This window comes from Aliiroseovarius sediminilitoris (assembly GCF_900109955.1).
Lineage (GTDB): Bacteria > Pseudomonadota > Alphaproteobacteria > Rhodobacterales > Rhodobacteraceae > Aliiroseovarius > Aliiroseovarius sediminilitoris.
Genome location: NZ_FOJB01000001.1, coordinates 2017769 through 2041547, shown reverse-complemented (window position 1 = coordinate 2041547; position 23779 = coordinate 2017769). Strand labels below are relative to the sequence as shown.

At 60.0% G+C, this 23779-nt stretch carries 19 protein-coding genes; 8 read left to right on the top strand and 11 right to left on the bottom strand.

Annotated elements, in window-relative coordinates; all coding sequences use genetic code 11:
* Positions 1-53: 53 nt before the first annotated feature.
* The 4 genes from ftsZ (at position 54) to recN (ending at position 6121) form a co-directional block, all read left to right on the top strand.
* A complete protein-coding gene (gene ftsZ, locus BMY55_RS10095) occupies positions 54-1697 on the top strand; it encodes a cell division protein FtsZ (protein ID WP_091430376.1) in 1644 nt (547 codons plus the stop codon).
* Positions 1698-2244: 547 nt separating this feature from the next.
* Entirely contained in the window at positions 2245-3177 is a 933-nt protein-coding gene (gene lpxC / locus BMY55_RS10090; RefSeq protein WP_091432328.1) for a UDP-3-O-acyl-N-acetylglucosamine deacetylase, read from the top strand.
* Between the two features lie 370 nt (positions 3178-3547).
* Positions 3548-4429 carry an outer membrane protein assembly factor BamD gene (locus BMY55_RS10085; RefSeq protein ID WP_091432326.1) on the top strand — a complete coding sequence of 294 codons (882 nt, stop codon included), beginning with the start codon at positions 3548-3550 and terminating at the stop codon, positions 4427-4429.
* 39 nt (positions 4430-4468) lie between these two features.
* A complete protein-coding gene (recN, locus tag BMY55_RS10080; protein ID WP_091430374.1) occupies positions 4469-6121 on the top strand; it encodes a DNA repair protein RecN in 1653 nt (550 codons plus the stop codon).
* 6 nt (positions 6122-6127) lie between these two features.
* On the opposite strand, the gene BMY55_RS10075 is transcribed toward recN, so the two are convergent.
* A complete protein-coding gene (locus BMY55_RS10075) occupies positions 6128-7501 on the bottom strand; it encodes an FAD-binding oxidoreductase (RefSeq protein ID WP_091430372.1) in 1374 nt (457 codons plus the stop codon).
* 76 nt (positions 7502-7577) lie between these two features.
* On the opposite strand from BMY55_RS10075, the gene BMY55_RS10070 reads away from it, so the two are divergent.
* A complete protein-coding gene (locus BMY55_RS10070) occupies positions 7578-9266 on the top strand; it encodes a chloride channel protein (RefSeq protein WP_091430370.1) in 1689 nt (562 codons plus the stop codon).
* A gap of 12 nt (positions 9267-9278) precedes the next feature.
* Here BMY55_RS10070 and rsmA read toward each other — a convergent pair whose 3' ends face one another.
* The 6 genes from rsmA to BMY55_RS10040 all read right to left on the bottom strand — a co-directional run bounded on the left by rsmA (position 9279) and on the right by BMY55_RS10040 (position 16901).
* On the bottom strand, positions 9279-10118 hold the full coding sequence (gene rsmA, locus BMY55_RS10065) for a 16S rRNA (adenine(1518)-N(6)/adenine(1519)-N(6))-dimethyltransferase RsmA (protein WP_091430368.1): 840 nt from the start codon (positions 10116-10118) through the stop codon (positions 9279-9281).
* A complete protein-coding gene (pdxA, locus tag BMY55_RS10060; RefSeq protein ID WP_091430367.1) occupies positions 10115-11116 on the bottom strand; it encodes a 4-hydroxythreonine-4-phosphate dehydrogenase PdxA in 1002 nt (333 codons plus the stop codon). The genes rsmA and pdxA overlap by 4 nt, the downstream gene beginning before the upstream one ends.
* The gene (locus tag BMY55_RS10055; RefSeq protein WP_177179324.1) at positions 11113-12387 is read right to left on the bottom strand and encodes a peptidylprolyl isomerase; all 1275 of its coding nucleotides are present in this window, start codon (positions 12385-12387) and stop codon (positions 11113-11115) included. The genes pdxA and BMY55_RS10055 overlap by 4 nt, the downstream gene beginning before the upstream one ends.
* Before the next feature lie 70 nt (positions 12388-12457).
* Positions 12458-14608 carry an LPS-assembly protein LptD gene (locus tag BMY55_RS10050; RefSeq protein WP_177179323.1) on the bottom strand — a complete coding sequence of 717 codons (2151 nt, stop codon included), beginning with the start codon at positions 14606-14608 and terminating at the stop codon, positions 12458-12460.
* A complete protein-coding gene (lptG, locus tag BMY55_RS10045; protein ID WP_091430362.1) occupies positions 14608-15705 on the bottom strand; it encodes an LPS export ABC transporter permease LptG in 1098 nt (365 codons plus the stop codon). The genes BMY55_RS10050 and lptG overlap by 1 nt, the downstream gene beginning before the upstream one ends.
* A complete protein-coding gene (locus BMY55_RS10040) occupies positions 15702-16901 on the bottom strand; it encodes an LptF/LptG family permease (protein ID WP_245744707.1) in 1200 nt (399 codons plus the stop codon). Before BMY55_RS10040 ends, lptG begins: the two co-directional genes overlap by 4 nt.
* 96 nt (positions 16902-16997) lie before the next feature.
* On the opposite strand from BMY55_RS10040, the gene BMY55_RS10035 reads away from it, so the two are divergent.
* The gene (locus BMY55_RS10035; protein WP_091430360.1) at positions 16998-18476 is read left to right on the top strand and encodes a leucyl aminopeptidase; all 1479 of its coding nucleotides are present in this window, start codon (positions 16998-17000) and stop codon (positions 18474-18476) included.
* Position 18477: 1 nt separating this feature from the next.
* The gene (locus BMY55_RS10030) at positions 18478-18990 is read left to right on the top strand and encodes a DNA polymerase III subunit chi (protein WP_091430359.1); all 513 of its coding nucleotides are present in this window, start codon (positions 18478-18480) and stop codon (positions 18988-18990) included.
* A gap of 28 nt (positions 18991-19018) precedes the next feature.
* On the opposite strand, the gene BMY55_RS10025 is transcribed toward BMY55_RS10030, so the two are convergent.
* The 3 genes from BMY55_RS10025 to BMY55_RS10015 all read right to left on the bottom strand — a co-directional run bounded on the left by BMY55_RS10025 (position 19019) and on the right by BMY55_RS10015 (position 22164).
* Positions 19019-19606 (bottom strand): retropepsin-like aspartic protease family protein, encoded by a 588-nt coding sequence (locus BMY55_RS10025; RefSeq protein WP_091430358.1) that lies wholly within the window; start codon positions 19604-19606, stop codon positions 19019-19021.
* 75 nt (positions 19607-19681) lie between these two features.
* Complete coding sequence (locus BMY55_RS10020; RefSeq protein ID WP_091430356.1) at positions 19682-20305, bottom strand: MarC family protein; 624 nt, start codon at positions 20303-20305, stop codon at positions 19682-19684.
* Between the two features lie 2 nt (positions 20306-20307).
* Complete coding sequence (locus tag BMY55_RS10015; RefSeq protein ID WP_091430355.1) at positions 20308-22164, bottom strand: ABC-F family ATP-binding cassette domain-containing protein; 1857 nt, start codon at positions 22162-22164, stop codon at positions 20308-20310.
* A gap of 166 nt (positions 22165-22330) precedes the next feature.
* On the opposite strand from BMY55_RS10015, the gene ndk reads away from it, so the two are divergent.
* Complete coding sequence (gene ndk, locus BMY55_RS10010) at positions 22331-22753, top strand: nucleoside-diphosphate kinase (RefSeq protein WP_091432320.1); 423 nt, start codon at positions 22331-22333, stop codon at positions 22751-22753.
* A gap of 151 nt (positions 22754-22904) precedes the next feature.
* On the opposite strand, the gene BMY55_RS10005 is transcribed toward ndk, so the two are convergent.
* Positions 22905-23246 carry a TfoX/Sxy family protein gene (locus BMY55_RS10005; protein ID WP_091430353.1) on the bottom strand — a complete coding sequence of 114 codons (342 nt, stop codon included), beginning with the start codon at positions 23244-23246 and terminating at the stop codon, positions 22905-22907.
* Positions 23247-23779 lie beyond the last annotated feature (533 nt).

Below are 23779 nucleotides of genomic sequence, written 5' to 3'. Positions count from 1 at the left end.
GGCCGCCATCGGGGGACATCGGTGCGGCGCGGACATAGACAGGCGGACAAATCATGACTTTGAACCTTACCTTGCCCGGTCAGGAAGAGTTGAAACCTCGTATCACGGTGTTTGGTGTAGGCGGTGCCGGTGGCAACGCTGTCAACAACATGATCGAGAAGGAACTCGAGGGCGTTGAATTCGTTGTAGCAAATACAGACGCGCAGGCTTTGCAGCATTCGCGATCGAAAGACCGCATCCAGATGGGTGTGAAAGTGACCGAGGGGTTGGGCGCAGGTGCCCGCGCGTCGGTCGGTGCAGCCGCAGCCGAGGAATCGATTGAACAGATCGTCGATCACCTTGCTGGTGCGCATATGTGCTTTATCACCGCCGGTATGGGTGGTGGCACCGGGACAGGTGCAGCCCCGATCATCGCGCAAGCCGCGCGTGAATTGGGTGTTCTGACCGTTGGTGTTGTGACCAAACCCTTCCAATTCGAAGGCGCAAAACGGATGCGTCAGGCGGAAGACGGTGTGGAAGCTTTGCAAAAGATGGTCGATACGCTGATCATCATCCCGAACCAGAACCTGTTCCGTCTGGCCAATGAGAAAACGACCTTTACCGAGGCGTTCTCGATGGCGGATGACGTGCTTTATCAAGGCGTTAAGGGTGTTACGGACCTGATGGTTCGCCCCGGCCTCATCAACCTCGACTTCGCGGATGTCCGCGCCGTGATGGACGAGATGGGCAAAGCCATGATGGGCACAGGCGAAGCAAATGGCGAAGATCGCGCCGTTCAGGCCGCCGAGAAAGCCATTGCCAACCCGCTGCTGGATGAAATCAGCCTGCGCGGCGCGAAAGGTGTGTTGATCAACATCACCGGCGGTTACGACCTGACCCTGTTCGAACTGGACGAAGCGGCCAACCGTATCCGCGAGGAAGTGGATCAGGACGCCAATATCATCGTCGGTTCGACGCTGGACACCGACATGGAAGGCGCGATGCGTGTGTCCGTGGTGGCCACCGGCATCGACGCGGTGGATGTGAACACCGAAATGCCGTTGCCGCGTCGCAGCCTTGCTTCACCGCTGCAAGCGCCGCTTGAAGTCGAGCAGAAGATGGAAGCCGAAGCACCTGATGCGGTTGCCGCAGCGGCTGCGATTGAAAATTCGCCTGCGCCGAAAGCTCCCTCGGCTGAGGTTGCCGCCAGTGAACCAACATTGTTTGGCGATCTGGAGCGGGAAGAAGTCGCCCCGAAAGCGCCGACCGAAAACGTGTTCCACGCCGATCAGGCCGGCGGTGATATTCCACCACCGGCTTATCAGCCGCGCGAACAGGAAGCCGCGCCCACGGGTTATGACGAGCAACCGGATGTGGCAACATTTGTGGCCCCGCGGGCGCCAACACCGGGCACCCCATCGCCCGAGGCTTTGGCCCGTTTGCAAGCCGCCGTGCACAATCAGCCGCGCGCGCAACAGCCCGCGCCGCATCGCGAAGCCCCGGCCCACTCCGACGCCGCCGCGCATGACAAACCGCGCTTTGGCATCAACTCGTTGATCAATCGGATGACCGGATCAGGGGCCGCAGGCGCCGAAGATCAGGCTCGCAGCCAACCGCCGGTGCAATCCGAACGGCCCGCCCAACCGCAGGCGCCGGCAGCCGACCCAGAACACGACAAGGTTGAAATTCCGGCCTTCCTGCGACGTCAGGCGAACTAGGTTTGTGACAAACAGGATCGCGCGACAGCAGCTTCGCGTGATCCTGATGTTGCACCAGGTCCACAGCAGGACGACTTCTGTGCCGAGACACTGTTTCACCGTTCACTAAATCACCAAAAGAGACCTGCCATGTGGTGGGTCTTTTTCTTTTGGAAACAACCCTTTGTGGCTCGGGGATAGGCGCTTCGGCAACCTCCCGCCCGAGCGAGTCCTGATGTTACAGACCGTTACAGAGGTTTGAATTGTTATTGCACCGGGCAGGATTTACCTCTGTGTCACCAAGCCATACATGCTTGGAGCGCGTCAGACCTGCCGCTGCATGGAACGGTTTCAAACACCTTTTTACGCACGGAGACTGGCAGTGGTGAACGGATAGAACCGGACGCCACACAGACCCAAGACGCTAAGGACCTGTGCCACTCCACACAGAACCTTGTTGTCTGCGGCTCCTGGCGCGGCGAAGAATGTGGATCGAACCGGATGCTGGATCATCAAGCATGACCCCAAGGCGGCGCGATCCGAACTGAGGCAAATAAAGAGGCAACACGTGCAAACCACAGTTGCAAGCAGTGTGACATTTACCGGCACCGGACTTCACTCCGGGCGACCGGCACGTATGCGCGTGCGACCTGCTTCGGCAGAACACGGCATCTGGTTCAAACGCATCGACGTTCTGGACCGGGACAATCTTGTCCCCGCCCATTGGGCCTCGGGTGTTCCCACACCGTTATGCACCCTGATCCGCAACGATGCGGGGGTCGAGGTCAAAACCATCGAACATATCATGGCCGCACTTGCAGGATGTGGTATTCATAACGCTTTGGTTGAACTGGATGGCCCGGAAGTGCCGATCATGGACGGCAGTGCGGCGCGGTTCGTCGATGGTCTGGTGAAGACCGGCGTGCGCGAATTGTCCGCACCTGTGCGGGTGATTGAGATACTGAAACCCGTCGAATACCGGGAAGACGACGGCGAACACGCCATATGGGCCCGGTTAGAGCCATCCGACGGATTTGAGATCGATTTTCACATTTCGTTCCCGGACCGTGTGATTGGCACGCAAAACAAGCGTCTGGACCTGTCGAACGGCAATTTCGTGCGCGAACTCAGCGATTGCCGCACCTTCTGCCGTCGTGCCGACGTGGAAGCGATGCACGAGGCGGGGCTTGCGCTGGGGGGCACCTATGACAACGCTGTCGTCGTTGACGGCGATGATGTTCTGTCGCCCGGTGGTCTGCGCCGCATCGACGAGGCCGTGCGCCACAAGATGCTGGATGCGGTGGGCGACCTTGCATTGGCGGGCGCGCCGCTGAAAGCACGCTATGTCGGGCATCGGGCGGGCCATGCGATGACCAACAAACTGCTGCGCGCCCTGTTCGACAAACCTGATGCGTGGCGCATGGTCGAATGTGACGCCGCAACCGCGCGTCGGTTGCCGGGCGTGGGGGTGCGCCGCTCTGATCTGCCCATGACGGCATGATCGCGGCCGGAACCTGTTGATTTCAAATCGGATACCACGCTTTTCAGGCGTGGTTTCTGCGTTTTTCGGACCGTGTGGGTGGGGCGAACATGCGCCAAGTGACCCAGAGGCGCGAAAATTGCCGAGCAAACCATTTTGCCTCGAAAATTTCTGTGCTAGGACAGGCGGGAACAATTCAGACCAGTCGGTCGAATGACAATTTTTTGGGGTGGCACCGGTCATGATCCGTGTGAAATTTGGCAAAGCTAAAGCGTTTCGCGAAGAACCTGTCGCACAGCTTTTTGCGAAACGCGGCGCGACATCTGAGCGTTGCGCACGTTTCGCTTCAAATGAATGCCGCAGCTTCAAAACGAAACGCTTAATCAGTGTGATGCTGGCGTCCGGCATCGTTCTGTCATCATGCGGTGGTGGGTCTGGCAGTTTGGGGTTTGGCAGCCTTGGAGGCAGTTCAGGCGGCGGTGGGCGCGGATTGTTTGGCGCGTTTTCCCAACCGGTAGAAAAAAAGCCGATCGATCAGTGGACCGCGGAAGAAATCTATAAGCGCGGTGAATACGATCTTGACCGCGGAGACCCCTCGGAAGCGGCCAAGTGGTTTGGCGAAGTTGAACGCCTGTATCCGTATTCGGAATGGGCGAAACGTGCGTTGATCATGCAGGCTTTCGCGTTCCACAAAGACAAGGACTATGAACAGGCGCGCGCCAGCGCACAGCGTTACATCGACTTTTACCCCGCTTCGGAAGATGCGGCCTATGCCCAATATCTTCTGGCGCTCAGCTATTATGACCAGATTGACAAAATCGGCCGCGACCAAGGCCTGACATATCAGGCGTTGCAAGCTTTGCGCACCGTGATCGAACGCTATCCTGACACCGAATATGCAAAGTCGGCGATCCTGAAATTTGACCTCGCCTTCGACCATCTTGCCGCGAAAGAGATGGAAATCGGACGGTATTACCTGAAACGCAAACATTATTCATCGGCGATCAACCGGTTCCGCGTGGTCGTCGAGCAGTTCCAGACCACAACGCACGTCGCCGAAGCGTTGCATCGTCTTGTGGAAAGCTATCTGTCGCTTGGATTGGTCGAGGAAGCCCAGACCGCAGGGGCCATTCTGGGGTATAATTTCCAGTCGAGCGAATGGTATCAAAGCAGTTATCGTTTGCTGACCAAGTCCGGGCTGAAACCCGAGGTAAAGGGCAACAACTGGCTCAGCGCGGTCTACCGCCAACTGATCAAGGGCGAATGGCTCTGATCCCTCACCGGGGCGGGGCGACGACTGACCGAGGGCATCATGCTGCGTGGTCTTGATATCCGCGACCTTCTGATTATTGACCGGCTGGAGCTTGAGTTTCAGCCGGGGCTGAATGTTCTGACCGGGGAAACCGGTGCGGGAAAATCCATTTTGCTGGACAGTCTTGGTTTTGTGCTGGGCTGGCGCGGACGCGCCGATCTTGTGCGTGCCGGGGCCGAACAGGGCGAGGTCACGGCGGTGTTCGATCTTGCGGATGGTCACCCCGCCCGCGCGGTGCTGGATGAAGCGGGGATCCCGGCCGAGGACGAGTTGGTATTGCGGCGCATAAACCGTGCGGATGGGCGCAAGACGGCGTGGGTGAATGATCGCCGCGTGTCGGGCGATGTGTTGCGCGCGCTGTCCGATACGCTGGTCGAGCTGCACGGCCAGCAGGATGATCGCGGGCTACTGAACCCGCGTGTGCATCGGCAATTGTTGGATGAATTTGGCGCGCTTGGTCCCCAAGTTGGCGCGACCCGCGCGGCATGGCGCGACCTGTCCCGCGCGACGAAGGCGTTGGATCAGGCCCGCGCCGATCTGACCGCCGCGCAGGCCGAGGAAGATTTCCTGCGCCACGCGGTGGCCGAGTTGGATGCGCTTGCCCCGGCACCAGGTGAAGACGCCGAGCTGGACAGCCGCCGCCGATTGATGCAGGCCGCAGAACGCATTGGCGAGGACATCACCAAAGCCCATCAGGCGCTCTCATCTGGCGAGGGGGCCGAGGCGCGGATGGGTGATGCGCTCAGGTGGCTGGAAGCGGTGGCCGATCAGGCGGGCGAGGCGCTGGATCCGCCGATCTCGGCCCTTGGGCGGGCTTTGGCAGAATTGGGCGACGCGGTGCAGGGGGTCGAGGCTGCGCTTGATACCCTGTCTTTCAATCCGCACGAATTGGAAGTGGTTGAAGAGCGTCTGTTTGCGATCCGCGCCATGGCCCGCAAGCATCAGGTGGCCCCCGATGATCTGGGCGGTTTCGCTGAAGACCTGCGTGCGCGGCTTGACGCGCTGGACGCGGGCGTGGATGCGATTGCCGGGCTTGAGAAGGATGTCGCCAAGGCGCTGACGCACTACAACAGTGCCGCCGCCTTGCTGACTCAAGCGCGCGTCACGGCCGCCAAGGCGCTGGATAAGGCCATGTCGGGCGAATTGGCGCCATTGAAAATGGAGCGCGCGGTATTCACCACAGAAATCACCCCGATGGATGCGGGTCCGGATGGGTGTGATCAGGTTACATTCACCGTCGCGACCAACCCCGGAGCGCCGTCAGGTCCATTGAACAGGATCGCATCGGGTGGCGAACTCAGCCGGTTCCTGTTGGCGTTGAAAGTGTGCCTGACGCGTGAAGCTGACGGCTTGACCATGATCTTTGACGAGATTGATCGCGGTGTGGGTGGGGCGACGGCCGACGCGGTTGGGCGACGTCTGGCGGCTTTGTCCCTGGGTGGGCAGGTGCTTGTTGTGACCCACAGCCCGCAGGTGGCCGCCTTGGGCGATCATCATTGGCAGGTGCAGAAAACCGTGTCGCAAGGCATGACGCTGACCAATGTGACACCGCTGGATGCGCCCGCCCGCGTGGACGAGGTGGCGCGCATGATTTCCGGCGACACGATCACCGATGCCGGACGGGCCGCCGCGCAAGAACTTCTGGACGGTTAGGGGCGATCACCCTTGCGGCACAAGTTTGCCGGGGTTCAGAATGCCCTTGGGGTCGAGCGCGGTCTTGATGTCGCCCATGACCGACCAGGCCGGGCCATGTTCCGCGCCCATCAAGCCCAGTTTCCCCATACCGATCCCATGTTCGCCAGTGATTGTGCCACCCATCGCAAGGGCGCGGGTGCTCATTCGGGCGGCCAAGTCCTTGGCCGCCGCTTTCTCGGGCTCGTTGCCGTCTTCGATCAGCAGGGCGGCGTGAAAATTGCCGTCCCCCACATGACCCAGGATCGGTCCCATAAGGCCCGATGCTGCGATGTCCGCCTGCGTCTCGGTGATGGCCTCGGCCAGTTTTGAAATCGGCACGCAGATATCCGTGACCACGGCCTTTGCGCCGGGGCGCAGGGACAGCACCGCGTAATATGCGTGGTGGCGGATCTTCCACAGCGCATTGCGATCTTCGGTCCGGGTGGCGTGTTCGTATCCGGTGGCGCCGAAATCCGTGGCAATTTCGCCAAAGGCTTCGCTGGCTTCGGCAACGGCGGTGGGGCTTCCGTGAAATTCGACCAGCAAATGCGGGCATTCAGGCATGTCGGTCCCGGCATAGCCGTTGAAGGCGCGTGCGGTGTCGGCGTCCACAAACTCGATCCGCGCCATTGGGATCCCCATCTGGATCACCTGCTGCACGGCCCCCACGGCAGACGCCATGTCGGGAAAGGCGCAGATGCCCGCGCTGATCTGTTCTGGCACACCGTGCAGGCGCAGGGTCAGTTCGGTCATAATGCCCAGCGTGCCTTCCGATCCCAGAAACAGCGCGGTCAGGTCATAGCCAGAGGCGGATTTCGCCGCGCGCGATCCTGTCTTGATGATCCGCCCGTCTGCCAGCACCACCGTCAGGCCCAGCACATTGTCACGCATCGACCCATAACGCACTGTTGTGGTGCCCGAGGCCCGCGTCGCCGCCATTCCGCCAATCGAGGCATTGGCACCCGGATCGACCGGAAAGAACACGCCCAACGCGCGCAGTTCATGGTTCAGTTCTTCGCGTGTCACGCCGGGCTGAACGACTGCGATCATGTCGCCCGGATCGGCGGAAACAACACGGTTCATACGCGACATGTCGATACATAGCCCCCCCATCGGCGCGCTGGTGTGACCTTCCAACGACGTGCCCGCGCCATAGGGAATGACCGGCACACTGGCCGCATGGCACAGGTGCAGAATGCGGCTGACCTCGTCCGTGGTTTCGGGCCATGCCACCGCATCGGGAGGGGCCGGGGCGAAATGAGTTTCGGAACCGCCATGATGCGACAGATCGGACTTGGAGCGGCTGAGCCGATCGCCTAGCATGGACGAAAGCTCGGTAAACACGGTGTCGATGGTCATCCCATCCTCCCCAGCAAAGCCGGAACAACTTATGGTAAATGCGTGATCTTGGGAAGGGCCGCGCGGGCGGAGGACGATGCCTAATCGGCTAAAATTGTTCTTAGATCGCGCTTGGCGGGATTTGCAGGATCGGTCCTCTACCGGTTGGCATATCTTGATCGAGAAAGGACCAAGCCAAGTGCAATTCTGGCTGATTGCGCTGATGATCGGGATCGCGTCGGGTTTTGCGGCATTGGGATTCCGAAAGGGAATCGAGACGCTTCAGGCGGCGCTGTATGGCACTGACGATCTGGCCCATCTGCACAGTTTTGCGGGCACCTTGCCATGGTATTGGGTGCTTCTGCTGCCCGCGTTCGGCGGATTGGTTGTCGGGATCATCCTGAACTGGTTCACCCATGACGGCCGGGTGCGCGCGGTGGCCGACGTGATCGAAGGCGCCGCCTTGTGGGACGGGCGTGTCGAGAAACGCGCCGGACTGGGATCGGCGCTGGCCTCGCTGATCACGCTGTCGACCGGTGGGTCGTCGGGGCGCGAAGGCCCGGTTGTGCATCTTGCCGCTGTGATCTCAAGCTGGGTTTCGGCGCGGATCAACGCCAATGGCGTGACCGGGCGTGATCTGTTGGGCTGTGCGGTCGCGGCGGCGGTGTCGGCCAGTTTCAACGCCCCGATCGCGGGGGCTTTGTTCGCATTGGAAGTCGTGCTGCGTCATTTCGCTGTGCACGCTTTTGCGCCGATTGCCATCGCGTCGGTCGCTGGAACCGTGATCAACCGCCTTGAATATGGCGATGTGACCGAGTTTGTCCTGCCCGCCGAAGGATCGCTTGCTTTCTATGTCGAACTGCCTGCCTTTTTGCTGCTGGGGCTTGTCTGCGGAGTGGTCGCTGTCATCTTGATGCGGTCCATCTTCTGGGCCGAGGATGTGGGCGACACCATCCAGACTGCCACGCGACTGCCTCGGGTGTTGCGACCGGCCGGTGCTGGGCTGATCCTTGGTGCCATAGCCATCTGGTATCCACATATCATCGGCGTGGGCTATGAAACCACATCGGTTGCCCTGACCGGCGGGATGGGGCTGCAACTGGCGATCACCTTTGTCGTCGTCAAGGTTGCCGCAGTCGCAATCACCATGGCCGGACGCATGGGCGGCGGGGTGTTCTCACCGGCCTTGATGGTCGGGGCTTTGACCGGGCTGGCCTTCGGGATCGTGGCGACCGCTGTGTTTCCCGACGTATCAGGGTCCGAGACACTCTATGCGCTGGCGGGCATGGGTGCTGTCGCGGCGGCGGTGCTGGGCGCACCGATTTCGACCACATTGATTGTGTTTGAGCTGACGGGCGACTGGCAAACCGGGATCGCAGTGATGGCCGCGGTGTCGCTGTCCACGGCGCTGGCCAGCCGCTGGGTGGATCGGTCGTTCTTCCTGACCCAGTTGGAAAGACGAGGTGTTCACCTTGCCGCTGGCCCTCAAGCTTATCTGCTATCCACAGTGCGCGTGGCGTCGATCATGCGGGCAAGTAATCACGACAGGGCGGCGAATGAAGAACAGTGTTGGGATCTGATCGAACAGGGCGTGTATATTGACGGGAACGCGACGCTGGAGGCCGTGATGCCCATGTTCGAAACCTCTGCCGCGCGGTTCATACCTGTGGTCACGTTGGGCGGCGAGGGGGATCCGCCCGAACTTTGGGGAGCGGTGTTCCAGGTGGACGCGTTGAAGGCTTTCAACCGGGCACTGGCGGAAACGGCGGCCGAGGAACATAGTTGATTCTTGAACGGATCAACTCGCCAGCGCGCGGCTGAGGGCGCAGAACTCTTCGATGCCGATTTCTTCGGCGCGCGACGTCGGCTTGATTCCGACCGAGGTCAGCACATCCTCGATATCGGGTCGCAACCCTTTCAAAGACGCGCGCAGCATTTTGCGGCGCTGCCCGAACGCCTTCGCCACAAGGGCTTGCAGCTTGTCCGGGTCGGCTTCGAACCGGGGCGCAGGCAGGGCGTCAAAATGCACTACGGCGGAATGAATTTTGGGCGGCGGGGTGAACGCTTCGGGCGGTAGTTCCATTACCACGCGCGGGGTGGTGCGCCATTGCGACAGCACCGCCAGACGGCCATATTTCTTCGATCCCGGCTGGGCGACAATCCGTTCGGCGACCTCTTTCTGGAACATCAGGGTCAGGCTGGCCCAGACCGGCGGCCAAGACAGAGGGGTCAGCCATCGTACCAGAAGCTCGGTCCCGACGTTATAGGGCAGGTTTGCCACGATACGGATGGGCGGGGTCAGGTGCTCCAGCGGATCAAGGTCCAAAGCATCGGCATTGATCACTTCAAGCCGGTCGGGATAGACCGCCTGTATCTCGGCCAGCGGCGCCATGGCGCGGCTGTCTTTTTCCACTGCCAGCACCTTGCGTGCCCCTTCGACCAGAAGCCCGCGCGTCAGCCCTCCGGGTCCGGGGCCGATTTCCAGAATGTCAGAGTTCGCCAAATCACCCGCCTGCCGCGCGATTTTGGCGGTCAGGTTCAGATCGAGCAAGAAGTTCTGCCCGAGCGACTTCTTGGCGATCAACCCATGGGCCGCAATGACGTCGCGCAAGGGGGGGAGGCCGTCGATCTGGCTCATGTCCGACGCTTCTGTCGGATGCGGCCCATCTGATGCGCCATGCGCAACGCCGCGACCAACGAGCTTGGGTCGGCCTTGCCAGTGCCCGCGATATCAAACGCGGTGCCGTGATCGGGCGAAGTGCGCACGAAGGGCAGGCCAAGGGTGACGTTCACGCCGCCGGCAAAGTCGATGGTCTTGATCGGGATCAGGGCCTGATCGTGATACATGCAGATCGCCGCGTCATAGCCTGCGCGGGCTGCGGCGTGGAACATCGTGTCGGCAGATTGCGGCCCGATCAGGTCCAGCCCTTCGGCGCGCAGACCGTCCAGCACGGGGGTGATCATCTCGATCTCTTCATACCCCATCGCGCCGCCTTCGCCTGCATGGGGGTTCAACCCCGCCACGGCGATACGCGGGAACGGTTTGGCAAAATCATGGATCAATGCTGCATGTGTCGTGCGAATGACCTGTGCCAGAAGATCACGGGTCAGCGTGGATGGCACTTCGGCGATGGGGATATGGATGGTGGCGGGTACGACCCGTAGCCCATCACAGGCCAGCATCATCACGACCTCAGCGCCGCCTGCAAGATGGGCCAGAAATTCTGTGTGACCGGGAAAGGCGAAGCCTGCGCCGTCTTTCAGCGCCTTCTTGTGGATCGGGTTGGTGCAAACCGCCAACGCTTCGCCAGATCCGGTCAGTTCCACAGCGCGTTCGATTGCCGCGATCACATGTTGCGCATGGTCCGCTTGGGACAGGCCGGGGCGGCGGGGGCTGCCGAAGCCGTGAGGCAGAACCGGAAGGTGGTCAGCCATCAGCGCCTCGGAGGGTGCGGAGATTTCAGCGAAGGCGACGCCGTCCGGCAGGTGTGATGGATCACCGATCAGAAAAAACGGCACCTCACCCTTCAATGCGTCAAAGGCAGGACCGACAATATCGGGGCCAATCCCTGCCGGTTCGCCCATGGTTAAAGCCACCGGCGGCAAACTGTCCGCGGACGGCGCGCCAGTGGTCATTGATCGCTGTAATCTTCGATATGGGCCGCTGCCTTCAACTCGTCCAGATAGGCATTGGCGAAACTTTGCAGACGCTGGTTTTGTAATCGCAGCTTGATGTCGTCGCGGCTGACCTCTTCCGGCAGGTCGCGGGTGCGCGAGCATAGCATAAGGAACACAAGATTCTGGCCCGAGGCCGAGGTCAGGTTGGTCGACACCTCGCCTTCGTCCAGCTTGGCCAATTCCAGCGCATAGTTGGTGGGAATCTCACCAATGGAGAGCGTTTCACGTTGCAACTGCTCGGGCGAAGCATCCCTGATGATGCCGTAGAGATCGTCGCAAGTATCTGCTTTCGCGCGAATATTTGCAGCCTCGCCAAGGGCGGCTTCGGTCCGCCCACCGGGCAGCAGCAGCGTGGCATAGTCCACCGTCACATCCGTCGGCTGCGGGGTCTCGATCTCTTCAATGGCGCGCATCTGAAACACCGCCACGCCGTTATTGACGGGGATCGGGTCACTGACATGTCCGGGGGCCAGCGGCAGGATCTGCGCGGCGACTGCTGGGGGCAGGTTGGACAGATCCATCCACTGCAACCGACCCGAGCGTTCGCGTGACGGGGCCACGGAATACTGCCGTGCTGCGGCGGCAAAAGCGGGCAGGGTGGTGATCTCGCTGAGTTCCGAGGCCTGCGCGTTCGACGCCTGCAATTGCGCTGGGGTCTGGGCGGGTAGTATTATCTCGGATAAAAGCACACGCACACCCTGGCCAGGGCGGGTCAGGGCCAATTGGCGATCCACCTCATCGTCTGAGACCTGAACGCGACCAGCCCAGCGGGCCCGCACCACGCCACGCCAGGCGATCCCGCCCGACACGAAGTCACGAAATGTTTCAGGTGCGATACCGGCCTGCGAAATGATATTGTTGAAGGCTTCGACATCCAGATTGAACCGGCCCGTGAATTCCTCCATCCCGGCAAGAATTTCTTCTGCGGTCGGTTTCACATCCGCATTCTCGGCGGCCTGGCGTTGCAGGGCTTCGTTCGTCAGTTGCTCCAAGGCCAGTTGCCGAAGGTTGCCGGGGGCCTTCAGGATGGTCAGAAATGCCATGCGCTGCGACAACTCATAGGCGGTGATGACCCGGTCGTTGATCTTCTTTACCGGTGCGAACAGATCCTGGGCCATTGCTGGTCCCGCGCTGAACGGTGCCAAGACAAACAGTCCGGTCATCAAGATTGCCGCAAGGCGCTGGATCCACCGGGGTTCCGGCAACGTGCAGGCGCGGCTGTTGTTCATGCGTTTCACCATAGTTCTGTCCGATCTGCTCATCGTCATCTCAACCTGTCATCTCAATCATCGGTTTCGATCAGCCGCTGCATTTGTTGGACGTTTTGCCCCGCGCACCGCCAAACCCCGTCAGTTCGACCTTGAAGCCGAAATCCGTTGTTGGCGTCACATTAATGGAGGATGTGAAACGACGCGAGAGGGAAAGGTCCACAAAAATGCATTCATTTTGATAGCGCAGCCCCAATCCGGCCCGTGTGGCCTGCTGGGCCTCAAGATCAAAGCTGCCATCTGCCGACACGCGCCAGAAGTCGCTGATCTGATAGGCCCCGTCCAGCCGCAATTCATGGGTCGGGTCGGGGCGGTTTTCGGCACTGTCTTCGATGACCCAGATATGGGCCGCGCTGAACTCGAAATCGTCGGCCAGATAGGCGGCGCGCGTTTCGGATTTGGTTATCCCGAAATCATCGTCCAGCAACGCGCGGCCCTGCAAGGCGAAGCGTCCGCCGAAATTCACATGCGCGCCCAGAAGCCAATCCGAACGATCTCCGGCCAGCCCGGACGCATCGGTGAACTGGTCAAACCCGCTTTCGCGGAACACCCGACCGGCGGCCAGCGTGAAGGCCCAGCCAGACGGCGAATGCCGTGTCCAGCTCATCCCGACCGCCGCGCGCGCGCCATCTTCGCGCCGATCATAGCCGGGAAAGCGGTTCAGATCGAACAGATTGGCTTCGTCAAATTCGACAAACACGCTGTCTTCGTTGGGAATATCGGCGCCGACTTGCTTGGACCACGCCACATGGGCGACGGGTTCCAGAATATCCACCGCGCCCGATGCGGCCACGCGCGACATGGGCCATCTGAGTGTCACACCGGCCGATGGTGCGGCGAAACTTTGTTCGGACTCGAAACGGCTGTCCTGTTCGATCCAGTAGACGTTTGCGTCAACGCCCGCCTCTGCTTCGATCACCAGACCGGAGGGGCCGATCCAACTGCGGGTCCAGCCCAGCCCGGCCCCCAGACGCGCCATGTCACGGCCAAGGATATCTTCGTTGCTTTCGCGGAAATGCGCCTGCCATGACAGGTTGCCGCGCACCTCGCCGCCCAGCCAGGTCGGGAAGAAACGGCGCTCATAGAATGTGTCGATCTGGGCAAAGGGCAATTGGTCAGATATCGGCAGTTCGGATTCTCGCAATGTGTCATAGCGGGTGATGCCGCCGAACACGAACTCGTCCCGACGCGCCCGCATCACATTGATCGCGTTGCGCAACCGGTCCTGATCGGAATAACCGTAATCCAGCAAGTAAGCGGGGTCCGAGACCTCTTGCAGCTCAAAGCTGAGCGTGTAGTCGCGGGGCAGGGCAAACTCACCCTCGCCAAAGACGTAATACCGCGTCTGGTCGGGCAGAACGCTGTCGCGGCTGAACGCACCGGAAAACTCGATATCGCCCGCCCGGAACGCCTGACGATAGCGCAGCTCAAGCGTGGTGGTCTTGGCTGCCAGAAACGGCGACAGGGTAAGATCGGCGTGATCGCCCAATCTCAGAAAGAACGGGGCAACCAAACCCACGCCCAGCGTTGACGTGGTGCGAATTCTTGGCGGTAAGAACCCGGTCGCGCGTTTCAGAGTGGGATCGGGAAGGCGCAGGCGCGGCAGATAGAAGATCGGCACGTCCGCCACCAGGAACTGTGCGCCGTGAAAATATAATTGTCGCGCCTTCTCGTCATGCACCACGCGGTCAGCCCGGATCTGCCATAGCGGCACCGGGTTGGCTTTACACACCTGGCAGGACGAGGCTGCAACGCGCGTCATTTGCGTATACCGGTCATTCACGCGATTGATCTGGGCGGCTGCGATCTGCAACTGTTCGTTCAGCACAAGTCGCGCGCTTTTCAGGATGCCGTTGCGCAGGTCTGACGACAATTCGGCCGCATCGGCAATCAGGACCGTGCCGTCTGCACGGCTGATCGTGATCGGTCCTTCGATGCTCAGATTGTCCGTGACCTTGTCATAGACCACGCGGGAAGCGGTTAGCCGCGTGCCTTCATACAAGACGACCACATTGCCCTGTGCGATCAACGCGGTGTTGCCATCGACACGAACGAGATCCGCGATCAGGCTGGCCTGACCTGCCATTGCAGGTCGCATGGGGGTGATGACAGCAATGGCAGCGACGGCAGATCCCAGCCAAGCTGCCAGAAGGCCAGTGCGTAATCTTGAGCGAACGCCCATCACCCGTCCTCCAAATGCAAGAGAAGCCCCATAGGCATCATGATTGCAGCGATGGGGGGCACCCATGCTGCCAGGAGCACGGGGATCTGGCCGTTTTCACCCAGAATTTGTGCGAAATTACGAATGAAATACGCCCCGAAGCCCATCATCAGCGCCAGCAAGACCATGATGCCGGTGCGGCCGAAACGGGTATGGCGCATGGTAAAGCCTGCGCCAATCAGCACCATCGCGACCAGAAAGAACGGAGTGGCAAGCTCCATATGAAACCAGACACGATGCGCACGGGCTGAGAAACCGGCGGTTTCCAACTGGTTGATAAAGCGTGGCATGTCCCAGATCGAGATCGAACTTGGTTTGCCGAAACTGTCCCTGATCTGTTCCTGTGTCAGGTTCGAATCCACTATATATTCGTCATAGGACACGGCCTCCATCTCGGGATTGTCGGCGTTCTCAAGATCCCAGACCTTGGCGCTGGTCAACATCCATTGGCCGGGTTCAAGACTGGCCGTTTTGGCCTCGATCCGAAGGGTGGGAAGACCGTCCGGTGCGAAGGAAAAGAAGGTAACGCCCGACAGGCTGGTGCCTTCCAGATCGGATTTTGTCGCGCGGATCACGGTCTGCCCATCCTCGTTTCCTTGCCGCAGCCACACCCCGTCGGTCGAGATTGACAAGACCGACCCGCCGGTGCCTTTATACTGGGCCGCGATGCGCTCGTATTTCTTGGACGTTGCCGCCGCGATCGGGTTGCCGACAGCCACCGCGATCAGGCCGAACAGGAATACCGTCAATGCGGGCGAGACGAGTGTATTCAGAGCAGACCGTCCGGCGGCACGGGTCACGACCATCTCGGAACTGCGTGCAAGGCTGAGGAACATCCAAAGCGTTGCCAATATGACGATCAATGGCAGAATGCGGTACATCCAGACCGGCGCGTTCAACAGAGTCAGGCCAAGAACATTTCCGAAGCCGACCGCGGCACTGTCAAACCGGCGCATGCTTTCCACCATGTCCAGAAGCACGAAGATCATCGCCAACACAACCAGCATGGTCAGAAAGGCAAACAGAAACCGGCGTGCGATATAGAGGTGTAGTTTCATGCAGCCCCCGCCGCCGGTATCCTGGACATCTCGCGCAAGGTGCGCCGCCGCCGCCGCATATCGCGTGGCGATGGGCGGCTTGCCATGATCAGGACAACGATGTTCAACACGACCCCGACGCCTGTTGCGACATAAACCAGCCATAAATAGTTTGCGTCCCGGCGTGCCATATCCAGCATCGTGTTGTCCAGCGTTTGAAGCAGCGCAACAGCGCCAAGCGCCAACACGACCTGCCGCCAAAGCCCGAAGCGGCTGAACCCCGCGACGATCAGCATCGAGAACCCGGTCATCGCCGTGACCACGGAATAGAGCGCCTGCGCATTGCGGAAATGTCCCTCGGCGCGCAAGGCCGCGCGTGTCTCACCTGTCTCAGACAGGGTGGCGACAGGTGGATCCAGAAGCTCGGGCGTATAAATCTGGGTGACGGTGCGATTGCCGCCGATCGGCCCCGACAGAAGGGCTGAAATGTCATAGGTGAAATTCTTGAACCCTGTGGTCGACAGCCGTTGCGATTTGGCATTCAAGACCTGTGCCAACCCGTCAAACATGATCAGCCGCGGCCCCGCATCGGTGCGCAGGATCAGCGCTTTCTTGGCGGTATATGTATATTTCTGCGCCGCATTGCGTTCATCGGACAAGAAGATGTCCAGCAGTTCGCCAGCCGGGCTGATCTCGCGAATATAGAGGGTAACGCCGTCCACCGGATGGACGAAACTGCCTTCGGTCAGGAACCGCGCGGTGATGTTTTCGGAAATCTCGGCCTGCCGTTCGGCAAAGCGCAGCTGGCTCATCGGCACCAAAACATGGGTCAACACCAGCATGAACAGCGCGGTGAAAACCCCAAACACCAGAACCGGTCGCGCCAGACGGAACGGGCCGAACCCGGCGGCTTGCGCCACGACCAGTTCGCTTTCAGAATTCAGCCGGTTCGTCACTGATACGGCCGCCGCAAAGGACGCAATCGGGATGATGAACACAATGACACCGGGTACGATCATCGCCGAGAATTCAAGGAACACCATGGCGGTCTGACCATTGGCGATCAGCTGATCGAACAGCCTGACCGCCCGGTTCACCCAAAAGAGCAAAACAAGCACCAGCCCGTAAAAGCCAAACAGCAAAATAAGCTGCGACAGCATATAGCGGTCGAATCTGGCCACGATACCCCCGGTGAACCCCAACATGTTGTGGGTCATTTTCTAGCCCATCCCACCGCCGGGGAAAACTGCTATCTGGTCAATCGGTGTGTGGCTGGCTAGGAATGGCAAAAGATTGCCTGAAAGGAATGTCCCATGACGACCCCGATCCAGCCCGTTTTCAGCGAAGTCAACCTTGATCCCATCGGCGAACATGAAGGCCGCGTTGTGGTCGTTTTGTCCGAACCGGGCAAGCTGCATCCGGCGGCGCGGCGGGTCAACAAGCTGACCCGTGGTGCGCTTCTGCGTTTCGCGGAAAGCGAGGCATTCGACAAGATGAAAGACGGCGACGCGCATGAATTGGCTTTTCCTACGGGTATGAACGCCGAGGCGGTGCAGGTCATTCGTCTTGCGCCGCGTGCCGATATGAACACCGCACGCAAAGCGGGCGGGGCGATTGGTAAGTCCATGGCAGGAAAGGATGTTCTGGTTCTGGCCGGACCGGTCAAACATGCCGATGATCTGGCGCTGGGGGCGGTGTTGCGGGCCTATGCGTTCACCGATCACAAGACAGGCAAAGACGCCCAGGTCAAGCCGGGCAGCCTGACCGTGATGGTGTCGCGGGTTGACCAGTTCGAAGGCGCGACGGACCGCATCAATGCGCAAAGCGATGGGGTGTTCTTCACCCGCGATCTGGTGAACGAGCCTGCGAATGTTCTGACCACCACCGAGTTTGCGGACCGACTGGTTGCGCTGAAAAAACTTGGGGTCAAGGTCAAGGTGCTGGAAGAAGACGCGCTTGAAAAACTTGGGATGCGCGCGCTTCTGGCCGTGGGGCAAGGGTCGGAAGCCCCGTCAAAAGTGGTCGTCATGGAATGGTTGGGCGGCGAAAAGGATATGGCGCCGCTGGCTTTGGTCGGCAAAGGGGTCGTGTTCGACACCGGCGGCATCAGCATCAAGCCCGCCGCCGGCATGGAAGACATGACCATGGACATGGGTGGAGCGGGCACCGTCGCGGGCGTAATGAAAACATTGGCCACCCGCAATGCCAAAGCCAACGTGGTCGGGCTGGTCGGGCTGGTTGAAAACATGCCCGATGGCCGCGCGCAGCGTCCCGGCGACATTGTTACCTCGATGAAAGGCGACACGATCGAGGTGATCAACACCGACGCCGAGGGACGGCTCGTTTTGTGTGACGTGATGTGGTATGCTCAGGAGGAATACAAACCCGCCGGGATGATCGATCTGGCAACCCTGACCGGCGCGATCATCATCGGGCTGGGGCATGAGAACACGGGCGTCTTTTCCAATGACGACACGTTGTGCGACGGTTTGCTGGACGCGGCAAAAGCCGAAGGTGAAGGCGCGTGGCGAATGCCGATGGGACCGGGCTATGATCAGTTGATCAAGTCGAACAAGGCGGACATGAAGAATGTCGGCGGTCGCGCCGCTGGGTCGGTGACTGCCGCGCAGTTCCTTGGCCGCTTCGTAAAGGAAGGCCAACCCTGGATTCACCTGGATATCGCGGGCACCGCGCAAGTGGCGCAGGACGGACCACTTGCGCCGAAAGGCGCGACCGGGTGGGGGGTTCTGGCGTTGAACCGTCTGGTGCACGACATGTTCGAGGCTGAATAGCATGTCCGACCCGGCAACAGGGACCCAAGACGGGCAGGGTGCGTTGCACGACAAGACCGGCGAGGTCTTTTTCTATCACATGACGCGCAGCCCGCTTGAGGCAACATTGCCGGTTCTTTTGCAAAGGTCATTGGAGGCAGGTTGGAAAATCTGCCTGCGCGGCACCGATCCCAAGCGCATGGCGTGGTTGGACGAGCGTCTCTGGACAACATCGGATGATGGGTTCCTGCCGCATGGCCAATCGGGTGGACCGCATGATGCGGATCAGCCGGTGCTGCTGACCACGGACACAACCATTCCCAATCAGGCCAATGCGTTGATTGCGGTCGATGGTGCGGCGGTAGATGCTGAAGAATTGGCGGGTCTGACACGGGTCAGCATTCTGTTTGACGGCAATGACCCAGATGCGGTGGTCCACGCGCGCTCCCAGTGGAAAGAGGTGGCGGCCGCAGGTCTGACCGCGAAATACTGGAGCCAGGAAAGTGGGCGGTGGGAGATGAAGGCAAGCTCGTAAGTAGTTGATAGCAATTAGTTTTGAACGCCTAGTTTCCGCGCGTCAGGATCAATCTATCCCGCTCGATCTCGATCTTTTCAAACCGCTGCAAATAGTCGTTTCCAAGCAGCGACCCCGGCATTTCGCCATCGTTTACCCAGACCTCGACGCCGAAATCCTCGACGCCCAGAAATTCGACGCGCGCAATGCGGGCGGGGGCGGTGCGGACCGGGCCATTTGCGCTCATCGCGCGACCGAAAAAGCGCAGCGCCTCCATCTGCACCCCTGCCCGTTCGGCATCTTCTTTGGTCAGAACGATTTGGCTGGCTCCGGTGTCGACAACAAAATCAATCGGCTGCCCGTTCATCAAAAGGGTGGCATAGAAATGGCCGTCGCGTGCCCGCGGCAGCTCGATCTGACCTGTTTCCTGCACCACGCTCTGACGCGGTGTAATGTCGTTTCTGATATCCTGCCAAAGCCCGACACCCGCCATCGCGCCGATGAAAATCAAGCCCCAAATCAGGGCGTGGCGGAAGGTCTGACCGATATTTTTTCGATTCTCGGCAATGAAATACCCGCCGATCGCTGCCAGCAGCAGCGTAAGATATATCGCACGTGCATAGTCGTCGCCTGTCATACTGGTCTCCGAAACCCTTACCCGAAAGATATAGGAAGGGCAGGCGCATTTGTCATCGGGGCAGGGCGCCGCGTGTCAGCCCATTAGCCCAAAGTCGCGCAGCCCTTCCAGAATGAACTGAACGGCCAAAGCAGACAGAAGCATACCCAATAGCCGGGTTACGACCTTGATCCCCGTTTCGCGCAAGACATGTTCCAGCAGTGAGGATGCGTTGAACAGAATGAAAGCGATCAACAGCACCACCACCATCACCGCCACCGCCAGCACGACACCGGAAAAGCCGTCGCCCTGTCCCGACAACAGGATCACCGTCGCAATCGACCCCGGACCGGCCATGATCGGGATTGCCAATGGAAACACCGACGGGTCGTCGTGGCTGTCAACGCCGTCCTCGGATTGATCCTTGCGACGTGCTGTGCGGCGTTCAAATACCATGTCCAAAGCCAACAGCAACAGCAGGATACCGCCCGAAATTCGGAACGCGGGCATCGAGATGCCAAGGAAATTCAGAACATTTTCGCCCAGAAAGGCGAACAGGATCAGCAACAGACCGGCGGTTCCGCAGGCCCGAAGTGCAATGCCCCGCCTTTCCCGCGCCGTCCTGCCTTGAGTCAATGCCATGAACAAGGGCGAGATCCCAATCGGGTCCATCACCACAAAAAGCGTGACAAAGGCGGGAATGAACAGATCAAGATCCATCTCTAACCCTCGGCTTTTTCAAGTTTATCCTGCGCACGCAGCCACAGTTCCTCGGCGCGGTCCAGGGCTTCGTGAACCTCGGCATGTTTCTTTTGCCAGACCACGACCTCGTCCTTGCGCTCTGGTTCATATATCCCCGGATCGCCCAGTTTGGCGTCCAGCCTGTCGCGCATCGCTTCCAGTTTTTCGACCCGCGCTTCTGCTTTTCTCAACTCGGCGCGCAGGGCAAGGATCGTGTCCCGGTCGGCGCGTTTCGGTTTCGCAGGCGCAGGTTTCGCCTTGGCGGATTTCTTGTCGTCCTCTGATGACAGCAACATTTTGCGATAATCTTCAAGATCGCCCTCGAAGGGCGCGACGCCCCCGTCATTGACCAGCCAAAGCCGGTCGGCCACCAGCCCCAGCAAATGCATGTCGTGGCTGACCAAAACGACCGCACCGGAATAGGCGGTCAGCGCCTCGACCAGGGCCTCGCGGCTTTCGATATCAAGGTGGTTGGTCGGTTCATCAAGGATCAGCAGATGCGGCGCATCCAACGTGGCCAGTAGCAGCGTCAACCGCGCCTTCTGCCCGCCAGACAGCCGCGCAACGATGGTTTCCGCCTGATCCGCGCCCAGCCCGAAGCCTGCCAGCCGCGCCCGATGGCGACCGGGAAGCTCGTTGGGGCGCAGGCGACGCAGGTGTTCGATGGGGGTTTCATCCTCATACAGCTCGTCCATCTGATGCTGCGCGAAATACCCGATGCGCAGCTTCGATGATTTGGTCATCTTCCCCGTCATCAGCGGCAGACGATCCGACAGCAGTTTCGACAGGGTCGATTTGCCCTGACCGTTCTTGCCCAGAAGCGCGATCCGGTCATCCTGATCGATGCGCAAATCCATCCGCGACAGAACCGTCGTGTCGCCATAGCCGCAGGATGCGCCCTCCATGTTGATGATCGGGGGCGACAGCTCTTCAGGTTCCGGGAAGCTGAACGCCTTCAAAGCTGCTTCTTGCGGGGTGGTGATGGTTTTGAGTTTCTCGATCATCTTCAGCCGCGACTGCGCCTGCACAGCTTTTGACGCCTTCGCCCGGAACCGATCCACGAAACTTTGAAGATGTGCGCGCCGCGCTTCGACCTTCTTGTTTTCGCTCTCGGCAACGGCCAGACGCGCCGCACGGGTCTCGGCAAACCGGTCATAGGCACCCTGATACAGCGTCAGCTTACGGTCTTCCAAATGCAGGATTGCGCCGACGGACCGGTTCAGCAGCCCCCGGTCGTGGCTGATAATCAGAACCGTATGAGGATATTTCGTCAGGTACTGCTCCAGCCAAAGCGCGCCCTCAAGGTCCAGATAGTTGGTCGGTTCATCAAGCAACAGCAGATCCGGTTCGGAAAACAATACCGCCGCCAACGCCACGCGCATCCGCCAGCCGCCCGAGAAATCCGCGCAGGGCAGGGCGTGCTCGTGGTCGTCAAACCCCAGCCCTTTCAAAATCGCCGAGGCGCGCGCCTCGGCGCTCCAGGCATCAATATCGGCCAGCCGGGTCTGGATGTCCGCAATCCGGTGGGGGTCGGTGGCGGTTTCGGCCTCCTCCATCAACGCCGCCCGTTCAGTATCCGCCGCCAGCACGGTGTCCAGCAATGAGGTTTGCGAGGCGGGCACTTCCTGCGCCACCCCGCCAATCCGCGCGCCTTTGGGAACTGAAATCTCGCCGGATTCCAACGCCAGCTCACCCCGGATCAGGCGAAACAGCGTCGTCTTGCCCGTGCCATTGCGCCCGACAAGGCCCACTTTGTGACCATCGGGGATCGCTGCGGTGGCACCGTCAAACAGGGGGCGGCCCTCAACGGCGTAGGTTATATCTGAAATCTTTAGCATGTTGTCTCATGTGCCTGAGCCGCGCGCGGGCGTCAATCGCTGTCACGCACGGTCAGAACAGGTCACAATCGCCGCTTCCCAAATCCTTGATCCCATGTTACGGGACGCGCCAATCACATATGCATCGGGGCAGGGGTCCCGTTGCCCAAACGCAAAAGGGACCGACATGGCCATTCAACGCACATTCTCGATCATCAAACCCGATGCCACGAAACGCAACCTGACAGGCGCCATCAACGCCAAGATCGAAGCCGCTGGCCTGCGCATCATCGCGCAAAAGCGCATCCACATGACGCAGAAACAAGCCGAAACCTTCTATGGCGTCCATAAAGAGCGCCCCTTCTTCGGTGAACTGGTCGAATTCATGATCTCGGAACCCGTCGTCGTGCAGGTTCTGGAAGGCGAAGACGCGATCAAAACCTACCGCACCGTGATGGGCGCCACCAACCCGGCTGACGCTGATGAAGGCACCATCCGCAAAGAGTTCGCCCAGTCGGTTGGCGAAAACTCGGTGCACGGCTCGGATGCGCCGGAAACCGCCGCCGAAGAAATCGCCTACTTCTTCTCAGGTCTGGAACTGGTGGGCTAAGCAGGTTTGTCGGACGAATGAAAGGCCGCGCGAGGGAACTCGGGCGGCCTTTTCCATGTCTGCCGCTTTCTTCTGGCTTGAAAATATCCCGGGGTGAGCGGCCTCGCCGCGAGGGGCAGCGCCCCTCAGGCTCACATCGTGAGCCACCCGATCAGACGCCCGACTGTCTTGGAATTCCAATTTCATCCAAGATCGCTTCCATCTTGTCTTCCGAAGGCGTGTTTGCGCTCGCTTCAGCCTTCAGCGCATCAAACCGCGCGCGCAATTCAGACTTTTCCTTGCCCTTGCAATCATTCCAGGGACGCCCCTGCAACCCCATGACCATGGCGTAATATCCGATGAAATGTGGACGAGAGCCCGCAGCCAGAAGGCGGCGATAGGCCTCATCCGCGCCCAACTCCCGCAATTCATCCGCCGAGTGGATACCGGCACGCGCGAAGGACGCATCCGACGCGGGCCCAAGATTGCGTATGGACGAAACAGGATCAGTCATGATCCCAACTTAAGCGTGTAGCTCGACCGTGAAAATACGTCAGATACTGGCCCAGTCCGTAAACACCACGGCGGGCGTTTCCGGTTCCTCGGTCTTTGTTCTGTCGGTTTTCGGCGGTGTTTGCTGTCGAAGATAACGAACGACACGTTTTGGTGTTTTAATCTGTTTATTCTGTGACTTATATACCATTTCCCCACTCCAGTTGCTGAGGTTTGCGCCTGAATATGACGCACCATTTTTCCCACCAGAGACCTTTCGGTATTCACATGTTAACAGATTATGAACGATGAGTGGCGAATAAATATTTCACAATTGTGTTGTCTGTTGAAACATTGTGGCGTCAGTGTCACACAGATGACCTGCGGTCAGCGGGCGGCAACGCATATCCCACACCATCCCACACCATCCCACATTATCGTTGTCACATGACGATCACGCCAGTGCGCAACCGAAAGCCGCGCGCGCAAACCACGGCCCCGAACAAAAGGTCGATCATCCAGGCCACTGCGCGGAAGGCAAATGAAACAGCTTTG